This is a genomic window from Limnoglobus roseus (assembly GCF_008254045.1).
Classification (GTDB): domain Bacteria; phylum Planctomycetota; class Planctomycetia; order Gemmatales; family Gemmataceae; genus Limnoglobus; species Limnoglobus roseus.
The window spans coordinates 2,284,867-2,308,946 of the sequence record NZ_CP042425.1 but is presented as its reverse complement, the minus strand read 5'-3'; the positions used below and the strand labels follow the sequence as shown (position 1 = coordinate 2,308,946).

The window sequence follows — 24,080 nt, the reverse complement described above, 5'->3', positions numbered from 1 at the left end:
GTACCCTGTACAGACTACGGAGGAACGCGGATGTTGCACGGCAAGACCGCCCTTGTCACTGGCAGCAGCCAAGGCATCGGCCTTGCGGTGGGCAAGGCGTTCGCCGCGAGCGGTGCGCGGGTGGTCTTCACCTCGGAACGATCCTGGCCCGCCGACCTGGAACTGCCACCCGGTTGTCACTACGTCGTCGCTGACCTGACCCGCGACGGCGAAGCCGAGCGGTTGGTCGCGGAAGCGTGGGACAAACTCAGCGGCGTGGACGTGTTGGTGAACAACGTCGGCACGTTCCGTGAGCCGCCGTTCTTGGACCTGACGCGGCGGGATTTCGACTTCATTTTCGGGCTGAACGTCTGGGCGTCGCTGGCCGTGACGCGGGAAGTCGTGCGGCTGGCATCGGCGGCGAACCGGGGCGGGCGAATCCTCTTCACTACGTCCTTGAACGGCACGCGGTCCGAGCCGGCCCACACGCTGTACGACGCGAGCAAGGGGGCGGTGAACGCCCTCACCCGGCAACTCGCCGTCGAACTCGCGCCGCTCGGTTTCACCACGACAGCCGTCGCGCCGGGCCTCGTCGAGACGCCACTGACCGACTTCGGCCTGAAGTCCGACCCCGCCGCACGGCAGGCGATCGTGGACCAGATTCCGGTTCGCAAGATCGCCACGGTGGACGACGTCGCCGGGTGGTACGTGTTCCTGGCGTCCGACGCCGCGCGGTACGCGACCGGGACGATCATCAATGTGGACGGCGGCCTCGACGCGCAGCAGATGCCGTCCCGCCCAATCACGGCGGCCGAACGCGGCTGAGGTCGTAGGAAAGACACCATGACGCCGACCACGGAATTCCCGAAGTTGCTCGACTTGGCGCTGGCCGAGGTTCAGCAGAAGACGCGCGAGTTGATCACGACGCACGGCCTCGACAAGTTCCCGCAGTGGGAGCACGACGCCGCCAACGGTGCGATCATCTTCCGCACCCCCGGCTTGGACGAGTTCGTCGTGCCCGCACAACTGATCGGCTACCACCACCCGGCCCAATCGCTCTGGCAGTGGGCGTGGGACGACCCGGCCGTGCCGGCGAACTTCGTGCGGAGCGCGACCGCCGCCCGCAACTGGGGCCGCGCGCAAGACATCGAAGCTGTGGCTTCGCCGACGACTTTCGCGGACGAGGCACTCGCCTGGCGGCTGACCGCGTTCGCGGCCCGCCTGACCGGCTGGCCCGCCATCTACCGCGGCCAATCGGAGTCGCGGTTCCTCTACTTTGCCTTCGCGGTCATCACCCCATGAACACCTACGCCGCCACGATTGCCGACATCCGCCACGCCACCGAGCGGATCGGCTCGTTCGTCCACCGCACGCCGGTCATGACCTGCTCGACCCTCGACGAGCGGGCCGGGCGTTCGGTCTTCTTCAAGTGCGAACACCTGCAAAAGACCGGCTCGTTCAAGTACCGCGGGGCCACCAACGCGATCTTGAAACTCGGGGCGGCGGCGAAGAAGGGCGTCGTCACGCACTCCAGCGGCAACCACGGGCAAGCCCTGGCGCTCGCGGCGAAGGTGCAGGCGGTGCCGGCCCACATCGTGATGCCGTCCACGGCGTCGGCGGTGAAAAAGGCGGCCGTCCTCGGCTACGGCGGCATGGTCCACGAGAGCGGCCCGTCGCTGGCCGAGCGCGAGGCGAAGACGGCCGAGATCGTCGCCGAGACGGGCGGCTTTCTGATCCCGCCGTTCGACCACCCGGACGTGATCGCAGGGCAGGGGACCGCCTGCCTGGAGCTGCTCGAAGACGTGCCTGACCTGGACGCGGTGATCGCCCCCATTGGCGGCGGCGGGTTACTCTCCGGGTGGTGCATCACGGCGAAGGGAATCAATCCCGCCATCCGCGTCTTCGGCGCGGAGCCGAGTGCGGCTGACGCGGCAGCGAAGTCGAAGGCGGCCGGCATGATGGTCCGCATCGCCACGCCGACGAGCATCGCAGACGGCCTGCTCGCCAACCATCTCGGCCAGCACACGTGGCCGATCATCCGCGACAACGTCGAGCAGGTCTTCACCGTGAGCGAGGATCAAATTCGGGCGGCCATGCGGCTCGTCTGGGAGCGGATGAAGCAGTGCATCGAGCCGAGCGCCGCCGTCGGCGTGGCCGTGATACTCTCCGACGAGTTCCGCGCCGTCGCGAACGTCCGCAAGGTCGGCGTCATCCTCTGCGGCGGCAACGTGAACCTCGACAAGCTGTACTGGTAAAACCGAAGGCAGATTCACCGCAGAAGGCACACGAGGGCACGAGAGAAAGACGAGAGATTTTGTAGAATGATTTTCCTCTCCTCCTTCTCACGTGTCCTCTCGTGCCCTCTGCGGTGAATCTGCTTTCGGAGAGATTTCATGCCCGATCGACGCGAACTTCTGACCACGCTCGCCGGCCTCGGCGTTGGCACGACGATCTTCCAGCGGGCACTCGTGGCATCCGCCCAGGAGAACCCCACCGGCATCACGGCCGAGATGGTGAAGAACGCCGAGTGGGTCGCCGGCATCACGCTCTCCGACGAGCAGCGTGCCCAAGTCGCTACTGTGCTCACGCGGACGGCGGCGAGTTTGAAGCTAATGGCCGCCGCCTCGCTCGGCAACGAGGTGCTGCCGGCCGTTCACTTCAACCCTGCCCCCGGCCTGCCGCCGCACGTCGGCCCGCTCGGGACGGTGACGCCGACGACGCTCGATGCGAAGAAGCCGGACGCCGCAGACGACCTCGCCTTCGCCCCGCTGACCCTGCTCGCGCACCTCGTTCGCACGAAACAGGTGTCGTCCGTCGAACTCACCAAGTTCTACCTCGAACGGCTGAAGAAGTTCGACCCCCTGCTGAAGTGCGTCGTCTCCTTCACCGACGACCTCGCGATGAAGCAGGCGGAAGCCGCGGACAAGGAAATCGCGGCCGGGAAGTACCGCGGGCCGCTGCACGGCATCCCGTGGGGGGCGAAAGACCTGATCTCCTACCCCGGCTACAAGACCACGTGGGGGGCCGAACACTACAAGGATCAGACGCTCGACGGCAAGGCGACGGTGGCGAAGAAGGTCGAAGACGCCGGGGCGGTGATGGTGGCCAAGACCACGCTCGGCGCGCTGGCGATGGGCGACGAGTGGTTCGGCGGGAAGACGAAGAACCCGTGGAACCCGGTGCAGGGTTCGAGCGGGTCGTCGGCTGGGTCGGCGTCGTCGGTGGCGGCGGGGCTAGTCGGCTTCGCCATCGGCAGCGAAACTCTCGGCAGCATCGTGTCGCCGAGTACCCGGTGTGGAGTGACCGGCCTCCGCCCGACGTTCGGCCGCGTCAGCCGGCACGGCTGTCTGGCCCTCACCTGGACGATGGACAAGATCGGCCCGATGGCCCGGTCGGTCGAAGACTGTGCCCTCATCTTCGGCGCGATCCACGGGTCGGACGCGAACGACCCGGTCGCGGTGGACCGGCCGTTCGAGTGGCCGGGCAAGAAGCCGCTCAAGGAACTCCGCGTCGGCGTTCAGCCCACGACGCCCGAGAAGACGCGGAAGGTTCTCACCGACCTCGGCGTGAAACTCGTGCCGATCAAGTTGCCGAACGAGGCATACACGGGCGCGGTCAGCAGCGTCATCCTCAACAGCGAGTGCGCCTCGGCGTTCGACGATCTGACACGGGCGGGCGTCAAGGACGGCCTCGGCACCTACGCGACCACCTTCCGGGCGTGGCGGTTCATCTCGGCCGTCGATTACCTGCGGGCGAACCGGCTGCGGGCGAAGGTGATGGAGTTGATGGCGAAGGCGATCGAGGGCGTGGACGTGTACGTCGGCGGGAATGACCTCGTGCTGACGAACCTCACCGGCCACCCGACGGTCTGCCTGCCGAACGGCTTCACGCAACTCAACGGCGTGAAGGTGCCGACGGCGATCACGTTCGTCGGCCAACTCTACGGGGAGTCGGATCTGCTAACGGTGGCAAAAGCGTACCAGGACGCGACCGCCTACCATAAAGAGCGCCCGCCGCTCAAGGTCGATTGAACAAGTTCTGCCGGGGCCGGGACCGCTTTCATAAGTTCGGTTTGATTTCCTTCCAGAATCGGGGTAGCTTGCGCCGATTAACAACCTGCGCATTCGCCCGCGCGGTCTCGAACCCGTGCCGCTCCCCACACTCGGCAAGGACTGGCGCCGTGATTAGCCTCGTGCTACCGGCTTATAACCCTGGCGCGGCCGTTGAACAAACGTGGCACGCACTGCGCGACTTCCTGCGCTCCCGACCGGAGCCGTGGGAAGCCGTAATCGTGCTCGACGGCTGTACCGACGGCACGGTCGAGCGGTTGCAAAAATTGCAATCGGCGGCCGACCACCGCCTGCGCGTGATTTCGTACTCGCCCAATCGCGGCAAGGGGTACGCCGTGCGCACCGGCCTGCAAGCGGCCCGCGGCGACATCCGACTCTTCACGGACATCGACCTAGCCTACGGCTTCGACGACGTGGTGCGGGTCGCCGATGAAGTCGCGAGCGGCGCGCCGGTGGCCGTCGCTTCGCGGACGCACCCCGAGAGCATCTTGCAACTGCCGGCGAAGCTGTTGGGCTACGCCTACCGGCGGAAATTACAGAGCGTGCTGTTCGGCCGTGTGGCCCGCACGCTGTTGCCCCTGCGGCAGACCGACACGCAAGCCGGTTTGAAGGGCATGACGGCCGAGGTGGCCGAGCACGTCCTGCCGCTGCTCACGTGCGACGGCTTCGGCTTCGACTGTGAACTCTTGACGGCGTGCGTGCGGGCCGACATCCCGATTACGGAAGTGCCCGTGCGGGTCCGGTACGACGACGAGGTGAGCACCACCGGCTCGCGGACCGGCTTCAAAATGCTCCGCGAACTCTGGACCATCCGCCGCGCCTGGAAGCGAAAAAACGTGGCGGCGTTCGTCCCCCCTGTGCGCGAACCGGCCCCCGTGCGGAAGGCGGCTTGATGGCTCCCCGCTACATGTTGGTGACGGCCGACGACTTCGGCATCGGCGTCGAGACCTCCCGCGGCATTCTGGACTTGGCCGCCCGAGGGGTGGTCACGTCCACCGTTCTGCTCGTGAATTCGCCGTACGCGGAGGAGTCCGTTCGCATTTGGAAGGCGCTCGGCTGCCCCGTCGAACTCGGCTGGCACCCGTGTCTGACCCTGGACGCCCCGGTGCTGTCGCCGGGCCGCGTGCCGTCGCTCGTGGATGCGGACGGCCGGTTCCAACCGCTGGGATCGCTGCTGAAGAAGTTGTTGCGCGGCCAAGTTCAGGCATCGGAAATCGAAGCGGAACTGCAAGCCCAATATGACCGCTTTCGCGAGATGGTCGGCCACGCTCCGATGAACGTGAACGCGCACCATCACGTCCACATCTTCCGCCCGGTGGGGGAAATCCTCGGCCGCATTCTCGCCGCGCAGTCGCGGCAACCGTTCGTCCGCCGCGTGGTGGAATCCCGCCGCACGCTCGCTCTTGTTCCCGGAGCACGAATCAAGCGGGCGGTCCTCTCGCGGTTCGGCCGCCGCGCATCCGGCACACCGTTCCCTGGCAACGACCGGCTCATCGGCGTCACGAACCCGCCGTTCGTGCACCACCCCAAGTTCTTCACCCGTTGGGTGAGTCGCTGTACCGGCCGAATGGTGGAGCTGACCTGCCACCCAGGCTACCTGGACGCCGCCATCGACGGCCGCGATGGCACGCTTGCCGACGGTCAACTTCACCGCCGTGCCGCCGAACTCGAACGCCTTCGCGACCCGAGTTTCTTTCGTGCCGCCCACGCCGCCGGCTTTACACTCGTGAACGCGGCCGGCCTCACGCAGAGCCTCGGTGGCGTGCCGCTCAAGCAAGCGGCGTGACCGCTCCCCGCCAACGGTTCACCAACTCCTTTGCCGCGTCGTCCCAGGTCGGGAACTCGAACTGAAAGCCCGCGTCGAGTAACCGCCCCGGCACAACGCGGCGACTCTTCAGTACCAACTCCGTCTCCGTGCGCATCAAGAACGCCCCGACCGCCAGCATCCACCGCGACGCCGGCAGCCCGACCCGCGCCCCCCAGGCTCGCCGCAGCGATCGCAGGAATTCTGCGTTCGGCAGCGGGTTCGGCGAAGCCAAATTCACCGCCCCACTCAGGTCGTGCTCGATCAACCACACCACGGCCCGGATGAAGTCGCGCTCGTGAATCCACGAGACGTACTGCCGCCCGTCCCCGTTGGTGCCGCCCAACCCGCGGCGGACCAACCCGAGGAGCACGTCGAAGATACCGCCGCGGTCGGGACTCATCGTGACGGCCGACCGCATCAGCACCTTCCGCGTCCGCGGCGTGACCGCCTCGTTCGCGGCCCGTTCCCAGGCTTTCGCCACGTCGATGCTGAACTGCCACGTCTCGGGCACGCCCGGTTCGTCGCCGCCGAGAATGCCGGTCGCCTCGTCATTGGGAGCGTCGAATCGGTGAGCGTAGATGGTCGCCGTGCTGGCTTGCAACCACACCCGCGGCGGCCGGGCGGTGGCCGCAATCGCTTCGCCGACGACACGGGTCGAGAGGACGCGAGAGTCAAGAATCTCCCGCCGGTTCCGGGCGTGGTACCGGCAGTTCACACTCCGCCCGGTGAGGTTGACGACGACGTCCGCCCCGTCGATCTCGGCCGCCCACGCGCCGCGAGAAGTGGCGTCCCACGCGACCACCTTCCAGGGTGCAGACGCCGGCCGCCGACTGAGGACGACGACCTCGTGCCCGGCGGCCGTGAAAGCCCGCGCGAGCACCGTACCGACTTGACCACTCCCGCCGGGGATGATGATTTTCATGGCGACCCTCCTGGGAGATGCACCGCAGAAGGGAACGGGAAGGCAACCGGCAATCGCTCCCGATTCCGGCCCCCAGTCCTCGCAATCGTCAGAGTCCGTGCCGTTCGCCCAACCTCTGGCGGGCCGCCTCATTCGACTGAAAAAATGTTCCGTCGAGTGTCGATTTCCGCCCCGCCCGGTCGACTACTGTGGCACGCGGTCCCACACCCGTGGGGCGGGTGCTTCCTTACTTCTTTTCGGAGTCTGACATGACGCGACGAATCCTCACCGGCTGCCTGCTGCTCGCCCTTGCCGTCGTCGGCCACGCCGCGGGGCCGACCGCCAAGACGGACCCCGCCCAGACCGGGTTGGACCGAATCAAGAAGCTGGCCGGCACCTGGGTCGAGGCCGACAAGGACGGAAAGCCGACCGACAAGGTGGTGTCGGTGGTCAAGGTAATCGCGGCCGGGTCGGTCGTTCAGGAGACGAGTTTCCCCGGCCAACCGATGGAGATGGTGTCGATGTACCACCTCGACAAGGGCGAGCTGATCATGACCCACTACTGTGCCCTGGGCAACCAACCGCGGATGAAGGCCGACCCGAAGTCCGCCGCCAATCAGATCAAGTGGGAGTTCGCCGGCGGCACGAACCTGGACCCGGCGAAGGACATGCACATGCACGCGGCGACGGTGACGTTCGTCGACGACGACCACATCGAGATCGCGGGCGAAGCGTGGGACGGCGGAAAGCCGGCCGAGAGCCACTGCGGGAAGATGAAGCTGGTCCGCAAGAAGTAACGGCCCGCCGGGGTGCGCAAAACCTCACGGGAGTGGAAGGGAATCGAACCCTCCGGGGCCGTTGTTCACGGCCCCCACCGGTTTTGAAGACCGGGGCCGGCACCAGCCGCGCAAACACCCCCGAGACGGACTCATTGTACGCCGGTGGAACCCCGGAGAAGATGGGCCTTTGACATCTCTCCGAGCTGGCGGCTCGCCTCGTCAAACTGAGGCAATGGCCGCCACCGAGAGCCATTCGGGAACCCCGTCGCCGACAAGAAATGGTCTGACTACGGATCATCCAATGCGGCCGGTTCGTCTTCCCGCGAACGGTTTCCGTCCGCGGGATGTCGAACCGGCCGTAAGGCACTCGGACGTCTAGGATTTCATGATGTCCCGCACGACGGTGCCGGCGACGTCGGTGAGGCGGAAGTCGCGGCCGGCGTAGTTGTACGTCAGCTTCTCGTGGTCGAGGCCGAGCAGGGCGAGCAGGGTGGCGTGCAGGTCGTTCGTGTGCATCCGGCCCTCGACGGCCTGGATCCCGAACTCGTCCGTCGCCCCGTACGTGACGCCCGGCTTCACCCCCGCCCCGGTCAGGAACATCGGGTACCCGGTGATGTTGTGGTCCCGCCCGTCCGCCCCCTGCGTCGTCGGCTGCCGGCCGAACTCGCTGCCGAACAGCACGAGCGTGTCCTCCAACAGCCCCCGCTGCTCCAGGTCGGTCAGCAGGGCGGCCGTCGGCTGGTCGACCGACTCGCACCGGTTGAGGAGGCCCTTGTGCAGGTTGTTGTGGTGGTCCCACCCGGGCTGGCAGATCTCCACGAACCGCACGCCGGCCTCGCTCAGCCGGCGGGCCATCAGGCACTGGCGGGCGAACGACCCGGCCGCCCCGTCCTTGATGCCGTAAGCGTCCTTCACCGCCTGCGGCTCCTTCGAGAGGTCGAGCAACTCCGGCACCTTGCCCTGCATCTTGAACCCGAGCTCGTAGCTCTCGATCACGCCGTCGAGTTGGTCCGGGGCCCCGGCCGTCGCCCCGAGGTCGCGGTTCATCGCCTGGATCAAGTCGAGCTGCTTCCGCTGGAGCGAACCCGCGGTCGCGGACCGCAGGTTCGGCAGGCGGCCCTGGTCGTCGATCCGCGTGCCCTGGAAGTGGGCCGGCAGGAACGCGCTGCCGTAGTTGACGGCCCCGCCGAAGTTCGGCGTTGGGTTGATCGTCACGTACCCGGGCAGGTCCTGGTTCTCCGTGCCGAGGCCGTACATCAGCCACGCGCCCAGGCTCGGCCGGGTGAGGGCGGCGTTCGCACTCCCGGTGTGCAGTTGCACGACCGCCTGCGGGTGGGCCGGCGTGTCCGTGTGCAGGCCGCGGAGCCACGTCAGTTTGTCCGCGTGCTTGGCGATGTTCGGCATCAGTTCCGAGAACCACGACCCCGTCTGGCCGTGCTGCGAGAACTTGAACTTCGACGCCGTCAGGGTGCCCCCGCCGGGGCCGGCCTTGCCGCCGTTCTTCTGGAGCTCGGGCTTGTACTCGAACGTGTCCATCTGGGACACGGCCCCCTGCAGGAAGACGAAGATGATCTTCTTCGCCCGCGGTTGGAAGTGCGGCGACTTCGGGGCGAGCGGCTTCGCGGCCGTGACCTTCTCGGCGGCCTTCGCCTGCTGGCCGAGCAGCCCGGCGAGGGCGACCATGCCGAACCCGGCACCCGCGTGCTTCAGGGCCTGCCGGCGGCTCGGGGCGAGTGCGGAGTGCGGAGTGCGGAGTGCGGAGTGCAAAGACATATTCGAACCTCGTGTGTGATGGGGGTAGGTGTCAGGGGAAGGGGCGGAACGCGGGTGGTTTTCACTCCGCGTTCCGCACACCGAATTCCGCGATTACCGGACGTACCGGAACTCGCCGCTCCCGTAGAGGGCCTGGGCGAAAGCCAGCCACGCGGCCGTCCTCGCGTCCTTCGGGTGGACGGCGTCCTCGACGACCTCCTCGCCCGTCTGGTCGGCCTGGTCGGGGTCGGCCAGTTCCTCGGCCGTCTTCGGCTTCGCCGCCGCCTTCGGCTTCTCGGCCTTCGCGGCCGGGTGCTGGCGGTAGCCCGACTCGTACTCGGCGACGAACGCCCGGGCACGGTCCACTTCCAGGGCGGTCGCGGCCCGGCCGAGGGTCAGGCGGTAGGCGACCTGCACGCGGTCGGCGTCCGCGGCGTCCTTCTCCTTCAGCACCCGCTCGGCCAGGGCCAGCGATTGCTTGCGGACGAACGTCGAGTTCAACAGGAACAACGCCTGGCCGGGCACGGTCGTCGTGTCCCGGCGGCCGGTGACGAGCGTCTGCTCGACCGGGTCGAACGCTTCGAGGGCGTGCGGCGTGACGCCCCGCAACAGCGGCAGGTACACGCTGCGGGCCGTGCTCGCGTCGGCCGCCTTGTGGACGTTCGCGGCCTCCGGGCCGTTGTCCCGCATCTCGACCATCTTCAGTTCCTTCGCCGCCGACCCGGCGGCCCGCTGGCCGTCGAGGACGCCGGCCGTCGCGAGGAGCGAGTCGCGGAACTCCTCGGCGTCGAGCCGCCGCGGGGCGTGCCGCCAGACGAGGCGGTTCGCCGGGTCGAGCGTGCGGTGGGCCTCCGTGCCCTCGCCGCCGAGCTGGTACGCCCGCGTCAGGACGAGCGTGCGGACGAGCTTCTTCGTGCTCCACCCGTCGCGGACGAACCGGCTCGCCAGGTGGTCGAGCAGGTCGGGGTTCGACGGCACGTCGCCGGTGACGCCGAAGTTGTCGACGGTCGACACGAGGCCGGTGCCGAACAGGTGCTGCCAGACGCGGTTGACGGCCACGCGGGAGGACAGCGGGTTCTTCGGGCTCGTCAGCCACTGGGCCAGTTCCAACCGCCCGCTCTGCTTCGGGTTGACGGCCGCCGCGTCGGGCACCGTGAACGCCGTGAGGTAGCCGCGGGGCACGGTCGGGCCGAGCTTCTCGGCCTCCCCGCGGACGCGGATCTCGGTGTCGGCGATCGCCTTCGCGTCGCGGACGCCGTGGGCCGCCAGGCCCCGCTGGGCCGGGTCGGTCAGGGCGTTCAGTTCGCCCTGGAGCCGCTCGTACTTCACGCGGAACGGGCGTTGCGTCGGCTGGCCGTTCGGCCCGGGCTTCAGGCCCTCGGGCGTGCCCCGGATGCCGTCCCACGCCTTCTTCGCCTCGGCCACCGCGGCCGTCAGCTTCGCCACCTGCTCGGGCGGGGCCGTCGGCAGGTCGCCGCTCAGCTTCACGAGCATGTCGGGGACGTAGTACGCCAGACCCGCGCCGCCCATCTGGTTCCGCACGCCGGCCGCGTTGTCGGTGCTCGTGAAGATGCCGGCGAGGGCGTAGTAGTCGGCCTGCGGGACGGGGTCGAACTTGTGGTCGTGGCACCGGGCGCAACTGACGGTCAACCCGAGGACGGACCGGGTGACGGCGTCGATCTGCTCGTCCACGTTGTCCATGACGAACCGGACCTTGAACCGCTGGTTCACGTCCTTCACGCCGAGGGCGAGGAACCCGGTCGCGATCTTCTGCCGGTTGGCCTCCTCGTCGTTCGTCGATGGCAGCAGGTCGCCGGCGACCTGCTCGCGAATGAACCGGTCGTACGGGACGTCGGCGTTCACGCTGTCGATGACGTAGTCGCGGTACTTCCAGGCGTGCGGGTACGGGATGTTCCGGCTCGGGCCGGTCGACTCGCCGTACCGGGCCACGTCCAGCCAGTGCCGGCCCCACCGCTCGCCGAACTGCGAACTTGCGAGGAGGCGGTCCACGACCGTCGCGAAGGCGTTCGCGGACGAGTCCTTCACGAAGGCGTCGACGTCGGCCGGCGTCGGCGGCAGGCCGGTCAGGTCGAACGTGATCCGGCGGATGAGCGTGACCGTGTCCGCGTCGGCGACCGGCTTGAGGCTCTGCGCCTCGAGTTTCGCGAGCAGGAAGCGGTCGACGTCGTCCTTCGCCCAGGCCGCGTCCTTCACTGCGGGAGCCTTCGGCTCCTGGAGCGGCTGCCACGCCCAGTGGTCCTTCCGCAGTTCCTCGTACTTCTCCTTCGGCTTGCCGAACGATGCCGGCAGCTTGACCGCCGGCCACACGGCCCCGTCGGCGATCCACGCCGTCAGGTCCGCGACCTGCTCGGCCGTCAGGGCCTCGGTGTCCTGGGGCATCCGCCGCTTGCCGTCCTTCAGCGACACGCGGCGAATCAGCAAGCTCTCGGCCGGCTTGCCCGGCACGACGGCCGCCCCGGCGTTCCCGCCGGTGAGGAGGCCGTTGCGGTCGTCCACCCGCAACCCGCCGGCCGGCTTGGTGTCGGCCGAGTGGCAGGCGTAGCACTGGCCGACCAGGATCGGCCGGACCTTCTTTTCGAAGAACGCGACCTTGTTGGCGTCGGGTTCGCCCGCCCGCCCGGCGGCCGCCGTCGTGACGACGACCAGCAGCGCGAGGGCAGATCGGGAACGGCGGCTCGACATGCTGAGAATCCTCGGGAATGATTTCGGTTTTAGATGAATGGCGGTCACGCGGTTCGACCCGGCCCCGCCCGGGCGTGTCTCTTCTCCCACGCTCGGGCTGAGGATTCCGCCCTCGCGGCGGCGGCAACGTCTCTCCCCTCGTTGCCGGCTCGCTGGGGGCCGGATCGGCCGCGTGGCTCGCGGGTAGTTACTTCGTGGCCACGGTCAGTTGCACGTCGTCCGTCGCGGGCACGTTGACTTTCAGCCCGGACGTGTTGAACTTCAGGTAGCGGACCGCGAGCTTCGGCTTCTTGGACTGGCCATCGCCCTCGTCGGCGATTACCACGCGGGCGTCGTAAGCCCCCTCCTTCGCGCCGCGGATGATCTTGCCGTTCTCGTAGGTTTGGAGCTTGAACCGGCCGTTCGGTTCGATGACGCCGTAGGCCCGCACGTTGGGATCGGAACTGAGCGCGACCTCGACGTTGTGCCCGGCGAGTTGGGCCACGTCGCCGCCGGTGTACACGACCTGCCCGGTCACGGCGTGCGTCTTCGGCCCCGAGTTACCGCACCCCGCGGCGGCGATCGTCGTGAGAACGGCGGCCGCGAGTGTGCGAAGATTCCGTTGGATGGTCATGACGTTCCCCTTGGTTCGGTTCCGGTGTGTGGATTAGTTGTCGAGGCTGACGACCTCGCCCCGGTCCCGCGTGACGAGGGCCGTGAGGACGTCGACGGGCGTGTTGACCCGGAGGCTGCGGACACTGCCGTCGACGAAGACGAAGTTCGTGATGCCACTGTGCGGCCCGCCGAAACTGCTGTTCGCCAGCGCGAGGGTTTGAACTTCCGGCGTCAGGAGCGGCCGTTGGTCGGCGTTGACGTCACTGACGCCCAACATGCGGCGGGTGTTGTTCCGGTTGCCGCCGAAGACGCTGCGGTCCTCGTTCTTGCCGCGGAGCGAGTTCGGGCGGATGTGCTTCTCGCCGAACATCGTGGTGTTGCTGGTGCCGTCGCGGATGCTGCCGAAGTTCGTCTGGCTGCCCCACTTCGTCAGGTAGGGCTGGCCCGAGCTATCCAGGCCGACGTAGGGGGTGTTCGGGATGATGGCCCCAGTCGAGGACGTGTAAGCGGCGTGGGTGCCGAAACTCGCCGCGTAGTCGGTGAGGGCGGCCCCCTCTGTGCGGAAGTCGCTAACGCTCAGAACCGGCGACGGCCGCGCGGGGCAGATGTAAATCTTCGGCTGCGTCTGGACCGCCGCCAGCGGTTGCTTCGAGGCGGGGTAGCGAACGTCCCAGAGGTTGTACTGGTTGCCTTGTTCGATGTACGGCAGGATCAAGGCTCCCCACGTCGCCCACCCGTCGAGCCCCTCGGAATTGTCGCCGATGAACGCCGGCGGCAAGAACTGATAACTGTCGTGGAAGCTGTGGGCCGCGAGGCCGATCTGCTTGAGGTTGTTATTGCACTGGGTTCGCGCCGCCGCGTCGCGGACCTTCTGCACGGCGGGCAGGAGCAGGCCGATGAGAATGGCGATGATGGCGATGACCACCAGCAACTCGATCAGGGTAAAAGCCGGGCGTCGAATCTTGCGAGTCACGATCTATCACCTCCGAATGGACGGGCGAGTCAACAAAGTGACGAAGCTGTCAACCTGTCTATCGCACTAAGATGACGAACAAGATAATCTATTTCAAGAAAGGTTCGCGAGATCTGGGGAGGAGTTCTCGCTACTTCGTCAAATTGATTGAGGTAGTCGTGATTCTAAAATCACCGCAATGACTGACGGGAATAATACTTAAATCGTTAGTGATCGCCGAATGGCGTTAGGCAACGGGATCGATTCGATTTGACAGAGTAGCCGCAACAAATGTCGATTAGGCGAGTGATAATTACCCAAAATCAGATGACATAGTCTCCTGAGTTCGACGAAGGAACCAAATCGGTCAGTCGAATCTTCTGGAGGAAATGCATCCGCGTTTCGCCGAGTTGCTTCCAGACGGATTGCAGACCGCGGGCCATCGTCGAAGGGGCGAGGTTGCGGTCTTCCGGCTTCTCCATGCGGTCGAGGACGCCGAGGATGTCGGCAAGGGTGATCGTTTCGGGCGCACGGGCTAAGCGATAACCTCCGCTCGCGCCGCGGCTTGTCGAAACCAACCCAGCGGCCTTCATCTGCAAAAGGATTTGCACGAGGAATCGCTGCGGAATCGCGTGTTTATCAGTGACTTCGGTCAGGCGGATGGGGCGGGGGTCATTGTGTCGGGCCGCTAATTCGAGCATGGCCAGACAGGCGTACTCCGCCCGTGCCGTGATGAGCATCGCCGTCCCCAGGAGAGAAGAGGAGCATTTTCCCGACCGATTCAGTCATCATTGTAGTCCAACTCTGTCAAGTCGCCGAGTGTTTCTGGCCTCGTCCTTGCCAATCCGTACCTGACGAAGTGGCACAACACCACCTCATTCGAACTCGGTGGGAGATTGCACATCTGCGGACCGCCTGATATCATCATTAATATGACAAACAATATCAACATATCACGGAAGTATCGCCGATGATCGGATACACGGCGAAGGAAGTGCCCAGTAAACGCCTCCCACCGAGCGGGCGGCCCCGCCCCGGGGAAAGCCAGGAGGGTCAGGCCATTGAGACGCCAACCAAGAGCCTCCTGCCCACCCTGGAAGCAGACCGACTGGAACGGTTCGAGGCCTACGTCGCGGCCTTTCGGCCCGTTTTCCACCGAGCCGATCAATCGCTGCGATTTCGCGCTTACCTGCGGGGGTTGCTCGAACCGAGCGCGAGAAACAACGTGGAGGCCATCGCCGCGGCCGCGAGCAAGGTCATCATGGTGGAAGCGAACCTGGCCCAGGCGCTCCAGCACTTCGTCAGCCAAAGCCCGTGGGACTCGCGGCGGTTGTTCGCGGCCGTGCGGCAGAAATCGCTCGCCTTTCGATCCGATCCGGCCGCCGTGTGGGTGATCCACGACGGCGTCTTCCCCAAGAAGGGCCAGCACTCCGTCGGCGTGTTCCGGCAATTCGCCCGGTCGCTCGGCAAGAAGATCAACTGCCAAGTGGGCGTCTTCATTTCGCAAGTGGGGCCGTTCGGCTTCTTCCCCCTCGCATCCCGGCTGTACCTGCCCGCGAACTGGATGCGCGACAACCCAGAACTGGCCGAGAAAACCATTCCCGAAGACCAGCGCCGCCCCGCGACGAAAGCCGAGATTGCCCTGGAATTACTGGACGAATTGCGACAGGCCGGGGAAAAGTGCTCGGCCATCACGGCGGAGAATGGCTACCTGTCCGTGGCCGAATTCTCCGAGACGCTCCAGCAGCGAGGCTTCCTGCTCCAAGACCCGGCCGACGATGTCACGCCGAAGGCGTTAAGACACTTCCAGTGGCTGAAGTCGGAGATGGGCATCGACCATTTCGAAGGCCGCACGTGGCACGGCTGGCATCACCATGTCAGCCTTGTGTTTGCGGCATATCACTTCCTAGCGGGCGAGCATATTTCACCGGACTGGCCGCCGTTTACCTCATCTCCGCGATGATCTTTGTCAGGCTGACAGAGTAAGCCCCCCGACCGATTTTACCTCATCTCCGCGATGATCTTTGTCAGGCTGACAGAGTAAGCCCCCCGACCGATTCAACCCGTAGCCAGGGCGGCCGGCCGGGGTTATCCTGTTCATCGTTGTCGAAATGAAACGGCCGCGGAGGTGACTCATTCACCCCCACGGCCGGTCAGAACAGTGAGCGATCGAAACTAGTTCATCGAGAACTGCGGATACCGAACGGGTTGCAGTTGCTCGCGGGTCATTTCCGCCGCAAGGCGGTAGACCTCTTGAACTTGAGTTTGATGAGCCGAGGAGAAACTTTGGAACATCGGACACGGGACAAACGCCATCGGTGAAGCCAAGCGGTTCGCCGCTTGTTCTAGGTCGAGTTGGTCTCGGAAACGATGGCTGATCATGACTCTTCTCCCGAGTGACGACAGACGATTTATTACTAATATCGTCAACTTGATCGTCTATCGTAATGGAATTCTAACCTGCAATCTTCATAAGGCAACTGCTCTTAGTAAAGATTCTCGGAATTTGTGCGATCTCTCGGCTGACTGAATCAAACGGACGGCCTTGTTGACTGAGGGACAGGGCCGATTCTTCAACAACTTTCCTCTGGAGACATGACAATGGCGACTTCCATGATGATGGATCGGGCTTCGATGACCGGCATGGGCAACGCGATGCCGATGGGCATGGGCGCGGGGATGCCGGCTTCGATGCCGAACATGGTGATGGTCCCCCGGTGCACGATGAAGATGGAGAAGTGCACCGGCGGGATGAAGATTACCTGTATGTGCGACGACCCGACGGCGTGCACGATGATGCAGAACCTGTGCACGATGATGGCCGGCGGGATGTGCAGCGTGGCGTGCATGCTGAACGGCATGATGGTGTGCTGCTGCAACCTGACGATGGGCGCGTGCAAGGTCGAGATGACCAAGGACGGGTGCTGCGTCACGTGCACGAGCGGCGACAAGGCGTGCTGCGACATGATCCAGGGGTGCTGCGACTGCATGACCGCGTGCATGAAGGCCGGGTGCACCTGCTGCCTGATGATGGGCGGCACCCCGGTGTGCTGCTGCATGTGCTGAAGGCTGACCGTCACACTCTGAATCAATCCGTACAGACGGGTTGATGCCTCCGGCCGCGGGCCGGGCCAACCACTTGGCCCGACCCACGGCCGGTGACGTTACGACGCCAGTGGAACCAATGGCGGGAGTGCATCGATCGCGGCCCCGCCACCCGATTCACGCCGTTCTCATGAATGCGGGCGATAATTCCTGTTGTCGGGTCGGCCTCTTCCCCCGGCAGTCGGGTTGAATCCTGTGACGGGTTCAACCCGACAGGAGTTCGCATGACAGGTCTGAATCGAATGACACGGCCAACTTCGGCGACACGGTCGGGCGGGTAACATGGCGTCCCACCTCTCCCCGGGGGGCGTGACGGTACTCCACGATTGGCTGCACCGCTCCGCGGACACGTACCCGGATCGGCCGGCGGTCGTGTGCGGCGACCGCACCCTCTCCTACGCCGACCTCGAACGCCACGCGAACCGACTCGCGCGACACCTCCGCGCGCTCGGCGTCGGGCCGGGGCAGTTCGTCGGCCTCTTGCTCGAACGCTCGGCCGAAGTCTCCATCGGCCTCCTCGCCATTCTGAAAGCCGGGGCCGCCTATGTTCCGCTCGACCCCGATTACCCCGCCGAACGCATCGCCGACATCCTGAGCGACTGCGCGGCCGCCGTCCTCGTCACGTCGCCGGCACTTCGGGAGAAGGCGCACACTTTCCAGAGTAAGATGTGCGATCTTGTCGCCGACCGGGCGCTGATCGACGCGCAGTCGCCCGAACGGCTCTCGGCGGCGGAAGTCTCCGTCGGCCCCGGCGACCTCGCCTACGTCATCTACACCTCGGGTTCGACCGGCCGCCCGAAGGGCGTGATGATCGAACACCGGAGCGTGTGCCATCTGGTGCGCGTGGAAGCGGAACTGTACGGCCTTCGCCCCGACGACCGCGTCTTCCAGGGCTTCTCGATCGCGTTCGATGCGTCGGTCGAAGAAGTGTGGGCTGCCTTCGCCAACGGTGCGGCCCTCGTCGTCGGCACGCGGGAGTTGATGCAGAGCGGTCCCGACCTCGGGCGGCACCTGACGGACCTCGGCGTGACCGTTTTCTCGACGGTGCCGACGCTGCTCGCGATGCTCGACGGGAACCTGCCGACGGTTCGCACACTCATCCTCGGCGGCGAAGCGTGCCCAGCCGAACTCGTCACCCGGTGGGCAACGCCGGGCCGGACGATGTTCAACACCTACGGCCCGACGGAAGCGACCGTGATCGCGACGGCGGCCGTCTGTCAGCCGGGTCGGCCGGTCACGATCGGCAAGCCGCTCGACGGGTACACGGTGCTTCTGTTGGACGAAGTCGGTCAACCGGTGCCGTCGGGCGGGACGGGCGAAATCTACATCGGCGGCGTCGGCGTGGCCCGCGGGTACGTCGGCCGGGACGACCTCACCCGCGAGCGGTTCGTGCCGAATCCGTTCCTTCGCGATGATCGCCTCTACCGCACCGGCGACCTCGCCCGGTGGACGGCCGATGGCGAACTCGAATTCCTCGGCCGGTGCGATGAGCAGGTGAAAATCCGCGGCTACCGCGTCGAGTTGTCCGAAGTCGAAGCCGGGCTGCTCGCAGTCCCCGGTGTTCGCGCGGCCGTTGCCGCCGTGCTGTCGGACGGTGGCGGGGTGCCGAGCCTGATCGGCTACGTCATCTCGGCCAACGGCCCGATCGCGGACGACGTTCTGCGGTCCCACCTGCGTGCGCGGCTGCCGGTGTACATGGTGCCGTCCCGGTTCGTCGCGGTCGCCGAGTTCCCGACGCTGCCGAGTGGAAAAGTGGACCGCAAACGCCTCCCGGCCCCGCAGTGGCAGGTGGAAGACCTCGCCCCGTCGGACGGAACCCCGCCGCGGACCGAGTTCGAAGCCCGCGTCGCGGTCGTCTGGGCGAAGGTGTTCGGCCGACCGGCCGTGTCGGTGACGGACGACTTCTTCTTCGACCTCGGCGGGCACTCCCTGCTGGCGGCCCGCGCCATCTCCGACCTGCGAGCCGAACCGGAATTCCGGCACGCCGCCGTGGCCGACGTGTACCAACACCCGACCGTCGCGCAGCTGGCCCGACACCTCGAAGCCACACGCCCGGCGGCCGTCGTCCCGCGTGCGAAGCCGCGCGTCCACGGCCGGTCGATCCCGCCGTTGCGGCACTTCCTCTGCGGGTTGGGGCAGTTCTTCGCGCTATACGTCGTCCTGGGGTTTTTCTCGCTCCAGTGGATGGGGCCATACCTCGTGTACGCCGACTGCATCGACCGCGGCTGGGCGTTGCCGACGGCCGTCGCGGCGGCCCTCGTCAGCCTCGCGGCCGTCTACCCGCTGATGCTGCTCATCGGTGTGGTCGCGAAGTGGGTGCTGCTCGGCCGTGTGAAGCCGGGGACGCACCCGCTCTGGGGCTGGTACTACTTCCGCTGGTGGTTCGCCGGGTCGATCCTCTCGGCGACGCCGACCGGCTACCTGACCGGCACGCCGCTCCTCGGCCTGTACTACCGCCTCCTCGGCGTGCGCGTCGGGCGAAACGTCTACCTGGGCACCGACAACGCCGGTGCCTTCGAACTCCTGAGCATCGGCGACGACACCTGCGTCGGCAGCGACGTGGGCCTCCGCGGGCACACCGTCGAGGGCGGCTTCCTTCACCTGGGGACGATCACCGTCGGCCGCGGGTGCTACATCGGCAGCCGGTCGGTGCTGATGCCGGGGTCGGCCGTCAGCGACAATGTGAAGCTCGACGACCTCTCGCTGGTGCGGACGGGGCAAACCCTCCCGGCGGGCGAACGGTGGGCCGGGTCGCCGGCCCGACGGGTGGGAATTGCAGAACCGAGCAATGCCGTCCGGCCCGGCCTCGCCCGGCGGATCGCGCTGGGCGTCGTCTACGGGGTTGGCTCGTTCCTCCTGCGGGTGGCGGCCATCGTCTGCTTCCTGCCGGGCATCATCTGGCTGAACTCGCTCAGCCATCAGTGGGACGGGTACTTGTATCTTGCCGTCGCCCCGGTCGTGGCGTTGTCGTTCGTGATCCTCTTCGCCCTGCAAGTGGTCGGCGTGAAGTGGCTTCTCCTCGGCGAAGTGCGGGCCGGGACGTACCCGCGGTACGGTTTGTTCGCCGTGCGGAAGTGGTTCGTCGATCGTCTTATGGAACTGAGCCTCGACGCGACCGGCACTCTGTACGGCACGATCTTCCTGAACCCGTGGTACCGGCTGCTGGGCGTGAAGCTTGGCCGGCGGGTGGAAGTCTCGACGGCCTGCAGCATCCCGCACGACCTGCTCACGCTGGACGACGAGAGCTTCCTCGCGGACGCCGTGTCGATCGGCGGGGCACGGGTCGAAGGGAACACGCTCACCCTCGCGCCGGTGCGCATCGGCAAGAAGGCGTTCGCCGGGAACGGGGCGCACATCCCGCCGGGCGGTCAGCTCGGCGACGACGGCCTACTCGGGTGTCAGTCGATCCTGCCGGCCGCGGCCATCAAGCCGGGCACGGCGTGGGTCGGCTCGCCCGCCTTCCACCTGCCGCAACGGCAAGAGAGCGCCGCCTTCCCGGACGCCGCGATCACCAACCCGCCGCTGAAACTCTGGCTCCTCCGCGGGGCCATCGAGTTCGTCCGCGTCGTCCTGCCGGCGACGGCACTGGTGGTCCTGTCGAGCCTGCTCATTTCGTGGGCCGTCACGCTCCGCTACCGCTACTCCGTGTGGCACGTGCTCGCCCTCTTTCCGCTGCTGTACGCGCTGGCGGGTTTGGGAGCAGCCCTCTTCGTGGTGGCGGTCAAGTGGGTCGTGGCGGGCCGTTACCGCCCGACGGAACGGCCCCTGTGGAGCGGGTTCGTCTGGCGGACCGAGTTCATCTCGGGCGTCCGCGAATACCTCGCCGACCTGTTCCTCGTCGGGCTGCTCACCGGCACGCCGTTCGTCTGCTGGTACTTCCGGCTGATGGGCGCGAAGATCGGCCGGCGGGTGTTCATGGACACGACCGACCTGTGCGAATTCGACCTGACCCGCGTCGGCGACGAGGCGGAGCTGAACGAGGACTGCACCCTGCAAACGCACCTCTTCGAGGACCGCGTGATGAAGGTTTCGAACATCGAGATCGGCCCCGGGGCGACGGTCGGCGGGTGGACCCTGATCTTGTACGATACGGTGGTGGAGGCCGGGACGGTGGTGGAAGATTTGTCGCTGGTGATGAAGGGCGAAGTCCTGCCGGCTGACACCCGGTGGGCCGGCATTCCGGCCGCTCGGGCGGAGAATTTTCAAGCGGAGGACGAGTGATGACACGGCGTGTTCTGATCGTCGGCGGCGTGGGGGCGGTGTTCGGTCTGGTCGGCACGTCTCTGTTTTGGAAGTCGGCGGCCGAGCCCCAGCCGATGGCAGACGACAAACCCGAACCCGCGGCCGACGGCGGGGACGAAATCCCCGTGGACAAGCTCCCCCAGGCGATCGCGGCCGCCGTGCGGGAGCACTTCCCGAAGGCGAAGTTCGACTCGGTGAGCACCTACACCGAGGCGAAGGTGCTCCACTACGAGGTGTTCTTCAAGCACAACAACGCCGACTACGAAGTCACCGTGACCGAGAAGGGCAAGGTCATCGAGATCGCCCACGGGATCGAGTTCAAGGACTTGCCAAAGGCGGTCGCCGCCGCCGTGACGAAGAGGTTTCCGAAGGGGAAAATCGGCGAGGTGGCGGAACTCACCGAGCCGGGCGTGCCGGGCAAGCACTACCACGTCGAACTGACGACGGCCGCCGGGAAGGAACACGAACTGACGTACACGTCGGACGGCAAACTGGTTCACGAAGAGAGCGACTGAGCCGGGCGAACGCGGTCAAGGCGTTGTTCCGCCCGGCCGGCCCGCCGCGGCGATGGCCCGGTGCAAGTCGGCCAGCACGCGGCGGGGGTCGATCCCCCGTTCGCGGCAGGCGTAATCGAGGGACTTGCCGGCGCACGACTGCTCGATTCTCCACGTCTCGAAGACCGCCCCCGTCTCGGGGTGGTCGATCACCCAATCCACCACGGACGAGTCGAGGGTACACGCGGTCATCGGGTCGCCCTTCCGCCTGCCGTGGTCACTTCGGTGATCGCCGCAAGTTCGGCAGGAACGCGGTCAACACGCCGATGAGCGGCAGGAACGAGCAGACGTGGTACACGTACCCGATACTCGTCTGGTCGGCGAGGTAGCCGAGGACGGCCGCCCCCAACCCGCCCATGCCGAAGGCGAAGCCGAAGAACAGCCCCGCCACCATGCCGACGCGACTGGGCAACAACTCCTGGGCGTAGACCATGATCGCCGAAAACGCCGACGCCAGGATCAGGCCGATCGGCACGGTCAGCACCGTCGTCCAGAACAGGTTCGCGTAGGGCAAGGCGAGCGTGAACGGCAGCACGCCGAGGATCGACCCCCAGATGACGGCCTTAAACCCGATCCGGTCCCCGACCGGCCCGCCCGCGAACGTGCCCACGGCAACTGAGCCGAGGAACACGAACAGGTGAATCTGAGCCGTCTGCACCGACACGTTGAACGTCTCGATCAGGTAGAACGTGAAGTAACTCGTCAGGCTCGCGAGGTAGAAGTACTTCGAGAAGATCAGCAACAACAGGATGCCGATCGACAGTGCCACACGGCCGCGCGACAGGGTTGGCTCGCCGGCGTCGGTGGCCTTTCGGGTGACTCGCTCGGCGAGATGCGCGCGATACCACAGGCCGACGCGAACGAGGATCACCATCGCCGCCACGGCCGCGACCGAGAACCACGCGATGCTGCCCTGGCCGCGCGGGACCACGATGTACGCCGCCAACAGCGGGCCGAGGGCCGATCCCGCATTCCCGCCGACCTGGAACAGCGATTGAGCGAACCCGTGCCGCCCACCGGACCCCAGCCGGGCTACCCGCGACGCCTCTGGGTGGAAGACCGCGGAGCCGACGCCGACCAGCGCGGCCGCAAGGAGGATGGTCGGGAAGTCGCCGGCCACGGATAGTAACAACAGCCCGGCGAGCGTCACCCCCATGCCGCCGGCCAGCGAGAACGGCAGTGGCCGGCGGTCGGTGTACAGTCCGACGACCGGCTGGAGCAACGACGCCGTTAGTTGGAACGCCAGCGTAATGAGGCCGATCTGGGTAAACGTGAGCGCGTAGGTGTCCTTGAGGACGGGGTAGACGGCCGCGATGAGCGATTGGATGGTGTCGTTGAGAAGGTGAGATACGCTGAGGGCGATCAGGATGGTGAAGGTTGTGTTTCCGCCGCGTAACCGATGACTCTCTTCCGCGCCCACGTCGACCTCCTTGGTGGGGTGATTGATACCCCTTCCCGACACCTCCGTGGGCGGAAGGGTTCGGTCAATTCGCCCGCCAGGTTTCAATACCACGGCGGCGAGGGAATCTTACAAGTTCGCCGGCGTCGTGAGTTTGCGACTGTACCCCTGAACCTTTTCACCGTGACGGTGTCCGTTGCCCTCCCGATGAAAGAAAATGACCGTCGGGTGGTAGGTTTCGGAATCAGACTCGTGCGGACAGGAAGTGAGATGGGAAGCCAATCGTCGGAGCCGTCGCGAACCAAGTTGCTGCTCGCGTTCGCCACAATCTACCTGCTGTGGGGATCGACCTACCTCGCCATCCGACTGGCCATCGACACCATCCCGCCGTTCCTCATGGCCGGTTGCCGCTTCCTCCTCGCCGGGGCAATTCTGTACGCGATCGGCGTCCGCAACGGCTTGCCCCGCCCGCCCCGTCGCCACTGGCGGAACGCGGCCATCGGTTCGGTCCTGCTGTTCGTGGTCGGCAACGGCGGCGTGACGTGGGCCGAGCAAGCCGTACCGTCCGGCGTGGCGGCGCTGGTCATCGCCACCCTCCCGGCGTGGCTGCTGTTGTTCGACTGGGGGTACGGCGGGCGGAAGGGACCGAAGTTCCGGGAAGCCGCCGGCATCGGCTTGGGTCTTGTCGGTGTCGCGACCCTGTCGGCTCCCGGCGGCATTAACCCGGTCGGGGCCGCGGTTCTCCTCGTGGCGGCGGTCGGCTGGGCGATCGGTTCGCTGTTCACCCGCTACTCGGACAAACCGGCGTCGCCGGTCCGCAACTCCGGGATGCAAATGCTGACGGGCGGCGCGATCATGGTCGTCGTCGGTCTGGCCCTCGGCGAAGGCGAGCGAATCAACCTCGCGGCCGTGTCGTGGCAGTCGGTCGCCGCGTGCTTCTACCTGATGCTCGCCGCGGTGGTGGCGCTGCCGGCGTACAACTGGCTGCTCACGGTCACGTCGCCGGCGCTGGTCGGGACGTATGCGTTCGTGAACCCAGTGGTCGCCGTCCTACTCGGGTGGGCCGTGGTCGGCGAGGCGTTAAGCGGTCGCACCGGCGTGGCCGCGGCTCTGGTGATCCTCGGCGTCGCGCTGCTTGTCTGGCCGAAGAAGCCCGTGGCGAAGCGGGCCGAAGTGGATTCGGCAATTTCGCTCACCCCGGCCGACAAGGTCGTGTGCCGGGTGGTGCATTCGTAACCGCGGC

20 protein-coding genes and 1 tRNA gene are annotated in these 24,080 nt (G+C 66.5%); 12 read left to right on the top strand and 9 right to left on the bottom strand.

What is annotated here, in order from left to right; all coding sequences use genetic code 11:
- The first annotated feature begins 30 nt into the window (after nucleotides 1-30).
- From PX52LOC_RS09605 to PX52LOC_RS09580, 6 genes are all read left to right on the top strand, one after another.
- Nucleotides 31-804: an SDR family NAD(P)-dependent oxidoreductase gene (locus PX52LOC_RS09605; protein ID WP_149109892.1), complete on the top strand. Its 774-nt coding sequence runs from the start codon at nucleotides 31-33 to the stop codon at nucleotides 802-804.
- 18 nt (nucleotides 805-822) lie between these two features.
- The gene (locus PX52LOC_RS09600) at nucleotides 823-1,281 is read left to right on the top strand and encodes a DUF6882 domain-containing protein (RefSeq protein ID WP_149109891.1); all 459 of its coding nucleotides are present in this window, start codon (nucleotides 823-825) and stop codon (nucleotides 1,279-1,281) included.
- Complete coding sequence (locus tag PX52LOC_RS09595) at nucleotides 1,278-2,234, top strand: pyridoxal-phosphate dependent enzyme (RefSeq protein ID WP_149109890.1); 957 nt, start codon at nucleotides 1,278-1,280, stop codon at nucleotides 2,232-2,234. Before PX52LOC_RS09600 ends, PX52LOC_RS09595 begins: the two co-directional genes overlap by 4 nt.
- A 138-nt stretch (nucleotides 2,235-2,372) precedes the next feature.
- A complete protein-coding gene (locus PX52LOC_RS09590) occupies nucleotides 2,373-4,010 on the top strand; it encodes an amidase (protein WP_149109889.1) in 1,638 nt (545 codons plus the stop codon).
- A 149-nt stretch (nucleotides 4,011-4,159) separates the two neighbouring features.
- Complete coding sequence (locus PX52LOC_RS09585) at nucleotides 4,160-4,942, top strand: glycosyltransferase (RefSeq protein ID WP_168218892.1); 783 nt, start codon at nucleotides 4,160-4,162, stop codon at nucleotides 4,940-4,942.
- Nucleotides 4,942-5,835 (top strand): carbohydrate deacetylase, encoded by an 894-nt coding sequence (locus PX52LOC_RS09580; protein WP_149109887.1) that lies wholly within the window; start codon nucleotides 4,942-4,944, stop codon nucleotides 5,833-5,835. The genes PX52LOC_RS09585 and PX52LOC_RS09580 overlap by 1 nt, the downstream gene beginning before the upstream one ends.
- Here the strand turns inward: PX52LOC_RS09580 and PX52LOC_RS09575 are convergent.
- Complete coding sequence (locus PX52LOC_RS09575; RefSeq protein WP_149109886.1) at nucleotides 5,819-6,778, bottom strand: TIGR01777 family oxidoreductase; 960 nt, start codon at nucleotides 6,776-6,778, stop codon at nucleotides 5,819-5,821. The genes PX52LOC_RS09580 and PX52LOC_RS09575 overlap by 17 nt on opposite strands.
- 248 nt (nucleotides 6,779-7,026) lie before the next feature.
- Here PX52LOC_RS09575 and PX52LOC_RS09570 point away from each other — a divergent pair, with 248 nt between their 5' ends.
- Complete coding sequence (locus PX52LOC_RS09570) at nucleotides 7,027-7,554, top strand: aldo-keto reductase family protein (protein WP_149109885.1); 528 nt, start codon at nucleotides 7,027-7,029, stop codon at nucleotides 7,552-7,554.
- Nucleotides 7,555-7,581: 27 nt separating this feature from the next.
- Here the strand turns inward: PX52LOC_RS09570 and PX52LOC_RS09565 are convergent.
- The 6 genes from PX52LOC_RS09565 to PX52LOC_RS09540 all read right to left on the bottom strand — a co-directional run bounded on the left by PX52LOC_RS09565 (nucleotide 7,582) and on the right by PX52LOC_RS09540 (nucleotide 14,277).
- Nucleotides 7,582-7,676: transfer RNA gene (locus PX52LOC_RS09565), tRNA-Sec, on the bottom strand.
- Nucleotides 7,677-7,911: 235 nt separating this feature from the next.
- Entirely contained in the window at nucleotides 7,912-9,309 is a 1,398-nt protein-coding gene (locus PX52LOC_RS09560) for a DUF1501 domain-containing protein (RefSeq protein ID WP_149109884.1), read from the bottom strand.
- Nucleotides 9,310-9,402: 93 nt separating this feature from the next.
- Nucleotides 9,403-11,991 (bottom strand): PSD1 and planctomycete cytochrome C domain-containing protein, encoded by a 2,589-nt coding sequence (locus tag PX52LOC_RS09555; protein ID WP_149109883.1) that lies wholly within the window; start codon nucleotides 11,989-11,991, stop codon nucleotides 9,403-9,405.
- A 187-nt stretch (nucleotides 11,992-12,178) separates the two neighbouring features.
- Entirely contained in the window at nucleotides 12,179-12,604 is a 426-nt protein-coding gene (locus PX52LOC_RS09550) for a hypothetical protein (protein WP_149109882.1), read from the bottom strand.
- 33 nt (nucleotides 12,605-12,637) lie between these two features.
- Nucleotides 12,638-13,558 (bottom strand): DUF1559 domain-containing protein, encoded by a 921-nt coding sequence (locus PX52LOC_RS09545; RefSeq protein ID WP_149109881.1) that lies wholly within the window; start codon nucleotides 13,556-13,558, stop codon nucleotides 12,638-12,640.
- Nucleotides 13,559-13,860: 302 nt separating this feature from the next.
- The gene (locus PX52LOC_RS09540) at nucleotides 13,861-14,277 is read right to left on the bottom strand and encodes an RrF2 family transcriptional regulator (RefSeq protein WP_149109880.1); all 417 of its coding nucleotides are present in this window, start codon (nucleotides 14,275-14,277) and stop codon (nucleotides 13,861-13,863) included.
- 230 nt (nucleotides 14,278-14,507) lie between these two features.
- Here PX52LOC_RS09540 and PX52LOC_RS09535 point away from each other — a divergent pair, with 230 nt between their 5' ends.
- The 4 genes from PX52LOC_RS09535 (at nucleotide 14,508) to PX52LOC_RS09520 (ending at nucleotide 21,399) form a co-directional block, all read left to right on the top strand.
- The gene (locus tag PX52LOC_RS09535; protein WP_149109879.1) at nucleotides 14,508-15,500 is read left to right on the top strand and encodes an IS701 family transposase; all 993 of its coding nucleotides are present in this window, start codon (nucleotides 14,508-14,510) and stop codon (nucleotides 15,498-15,500) included.
- Nucleotides 15,501-16,138: 638 nt separating this feature from the next.
- The gene (locus tag PX52LOC_RS40360; protein ID WP_168218891.1) at nucleotides 16,139-16,603 is read left to right on the top strand and encodes a hypothetical protein; all 465 of its coding nucleotides are present in this window, start codon (nucleotides 16,139-16,141) and stop codon (nucleotides 16,601-16,603) included.
- A 321-nt stretch (nucleotides 16,604-16,924) separates the two neighbouring features.
- Nucleotides 16,925-20,863, top strand: a complete 3,939-nt coding sequence (locus PX52LOC_RS09525; RefSeq protein WP_149109878.1) for a Pls/PosA family non-ribosomal peptide synthetase — start codon at nucleotides 16,925-16,927, stop codon at nucleotides 20,861-20,863.
- Nucleotides 20,863-21,399 carry a PepSY-like domain-containing protein gene (locus PX52LOC_RS09520; protein WP_149109877.1) on the top strand — a complete coding sequence of 179 codons (537 nt, stop codon included), beginning with the start codon at nucleotides 20,863-20,865 and terminating at the stop codon, nucleotides 21,397-21,399. Before PX52LOC_RS09525 ends, PX52LOC_RS09520 begins: the two co-directional genes overlap by 1 nt.
- A gap of 15 nt (nucleotides 21,400-21,414) precedes the next feature.
- On the opposite strand, the gene PX52LOC_RS09515 is transcribed toward PX52LOC_RS09520, so the two are convergent.
- Both PX52LOC_RS09515 and PX52LOC_RS09510 read right to left on the bottom strand, forming a co-directional pair.
- Nucleotides 21,415-21,630, bottom strand: a complete 216-nt coding sequence (locus PX52LOC_RS09515; protein ID WP_149109876.1) for a DUF542 domain-containing protein — start codon at nucleotides 21,628-21,630, stop codon at nucleotides 21,415-21,417.
- Nucleotides 21,631-21,655: 25 nt separating this feature from the next.
- Nucleotides 21,656-22,858 (bottom strand): MFS transporter, encoded by a 1,203-nt coding sequence (locus PX52LOC_RS09510; RefSeq protein ID WP_168218890.1) that lies wholly within the window; start codon nucleotides 22,856-22,858, stop codon nucleotides 21,656-21,658.
- Between the two features lie 249 nt (nucleotides 22,859-23,107).
- On the opposite strand from PX52LOC_RS09510, the gene PX52LOC_RS09505 reads away from it, so the two are divergent.
- Complete coding sequence (locus PX52LOC_RS09505) at nucleotides 23,108-24,073, top strand: EamA family transporter (RefSeq protein WP_168218889.1); 966 nt, start codon at nucleotides 23,108-23,110, stop codon at nucleotides 24,071-24,073.
- Nucleotides 24,074-24,080: the final 7 nt, after the last annotated feature.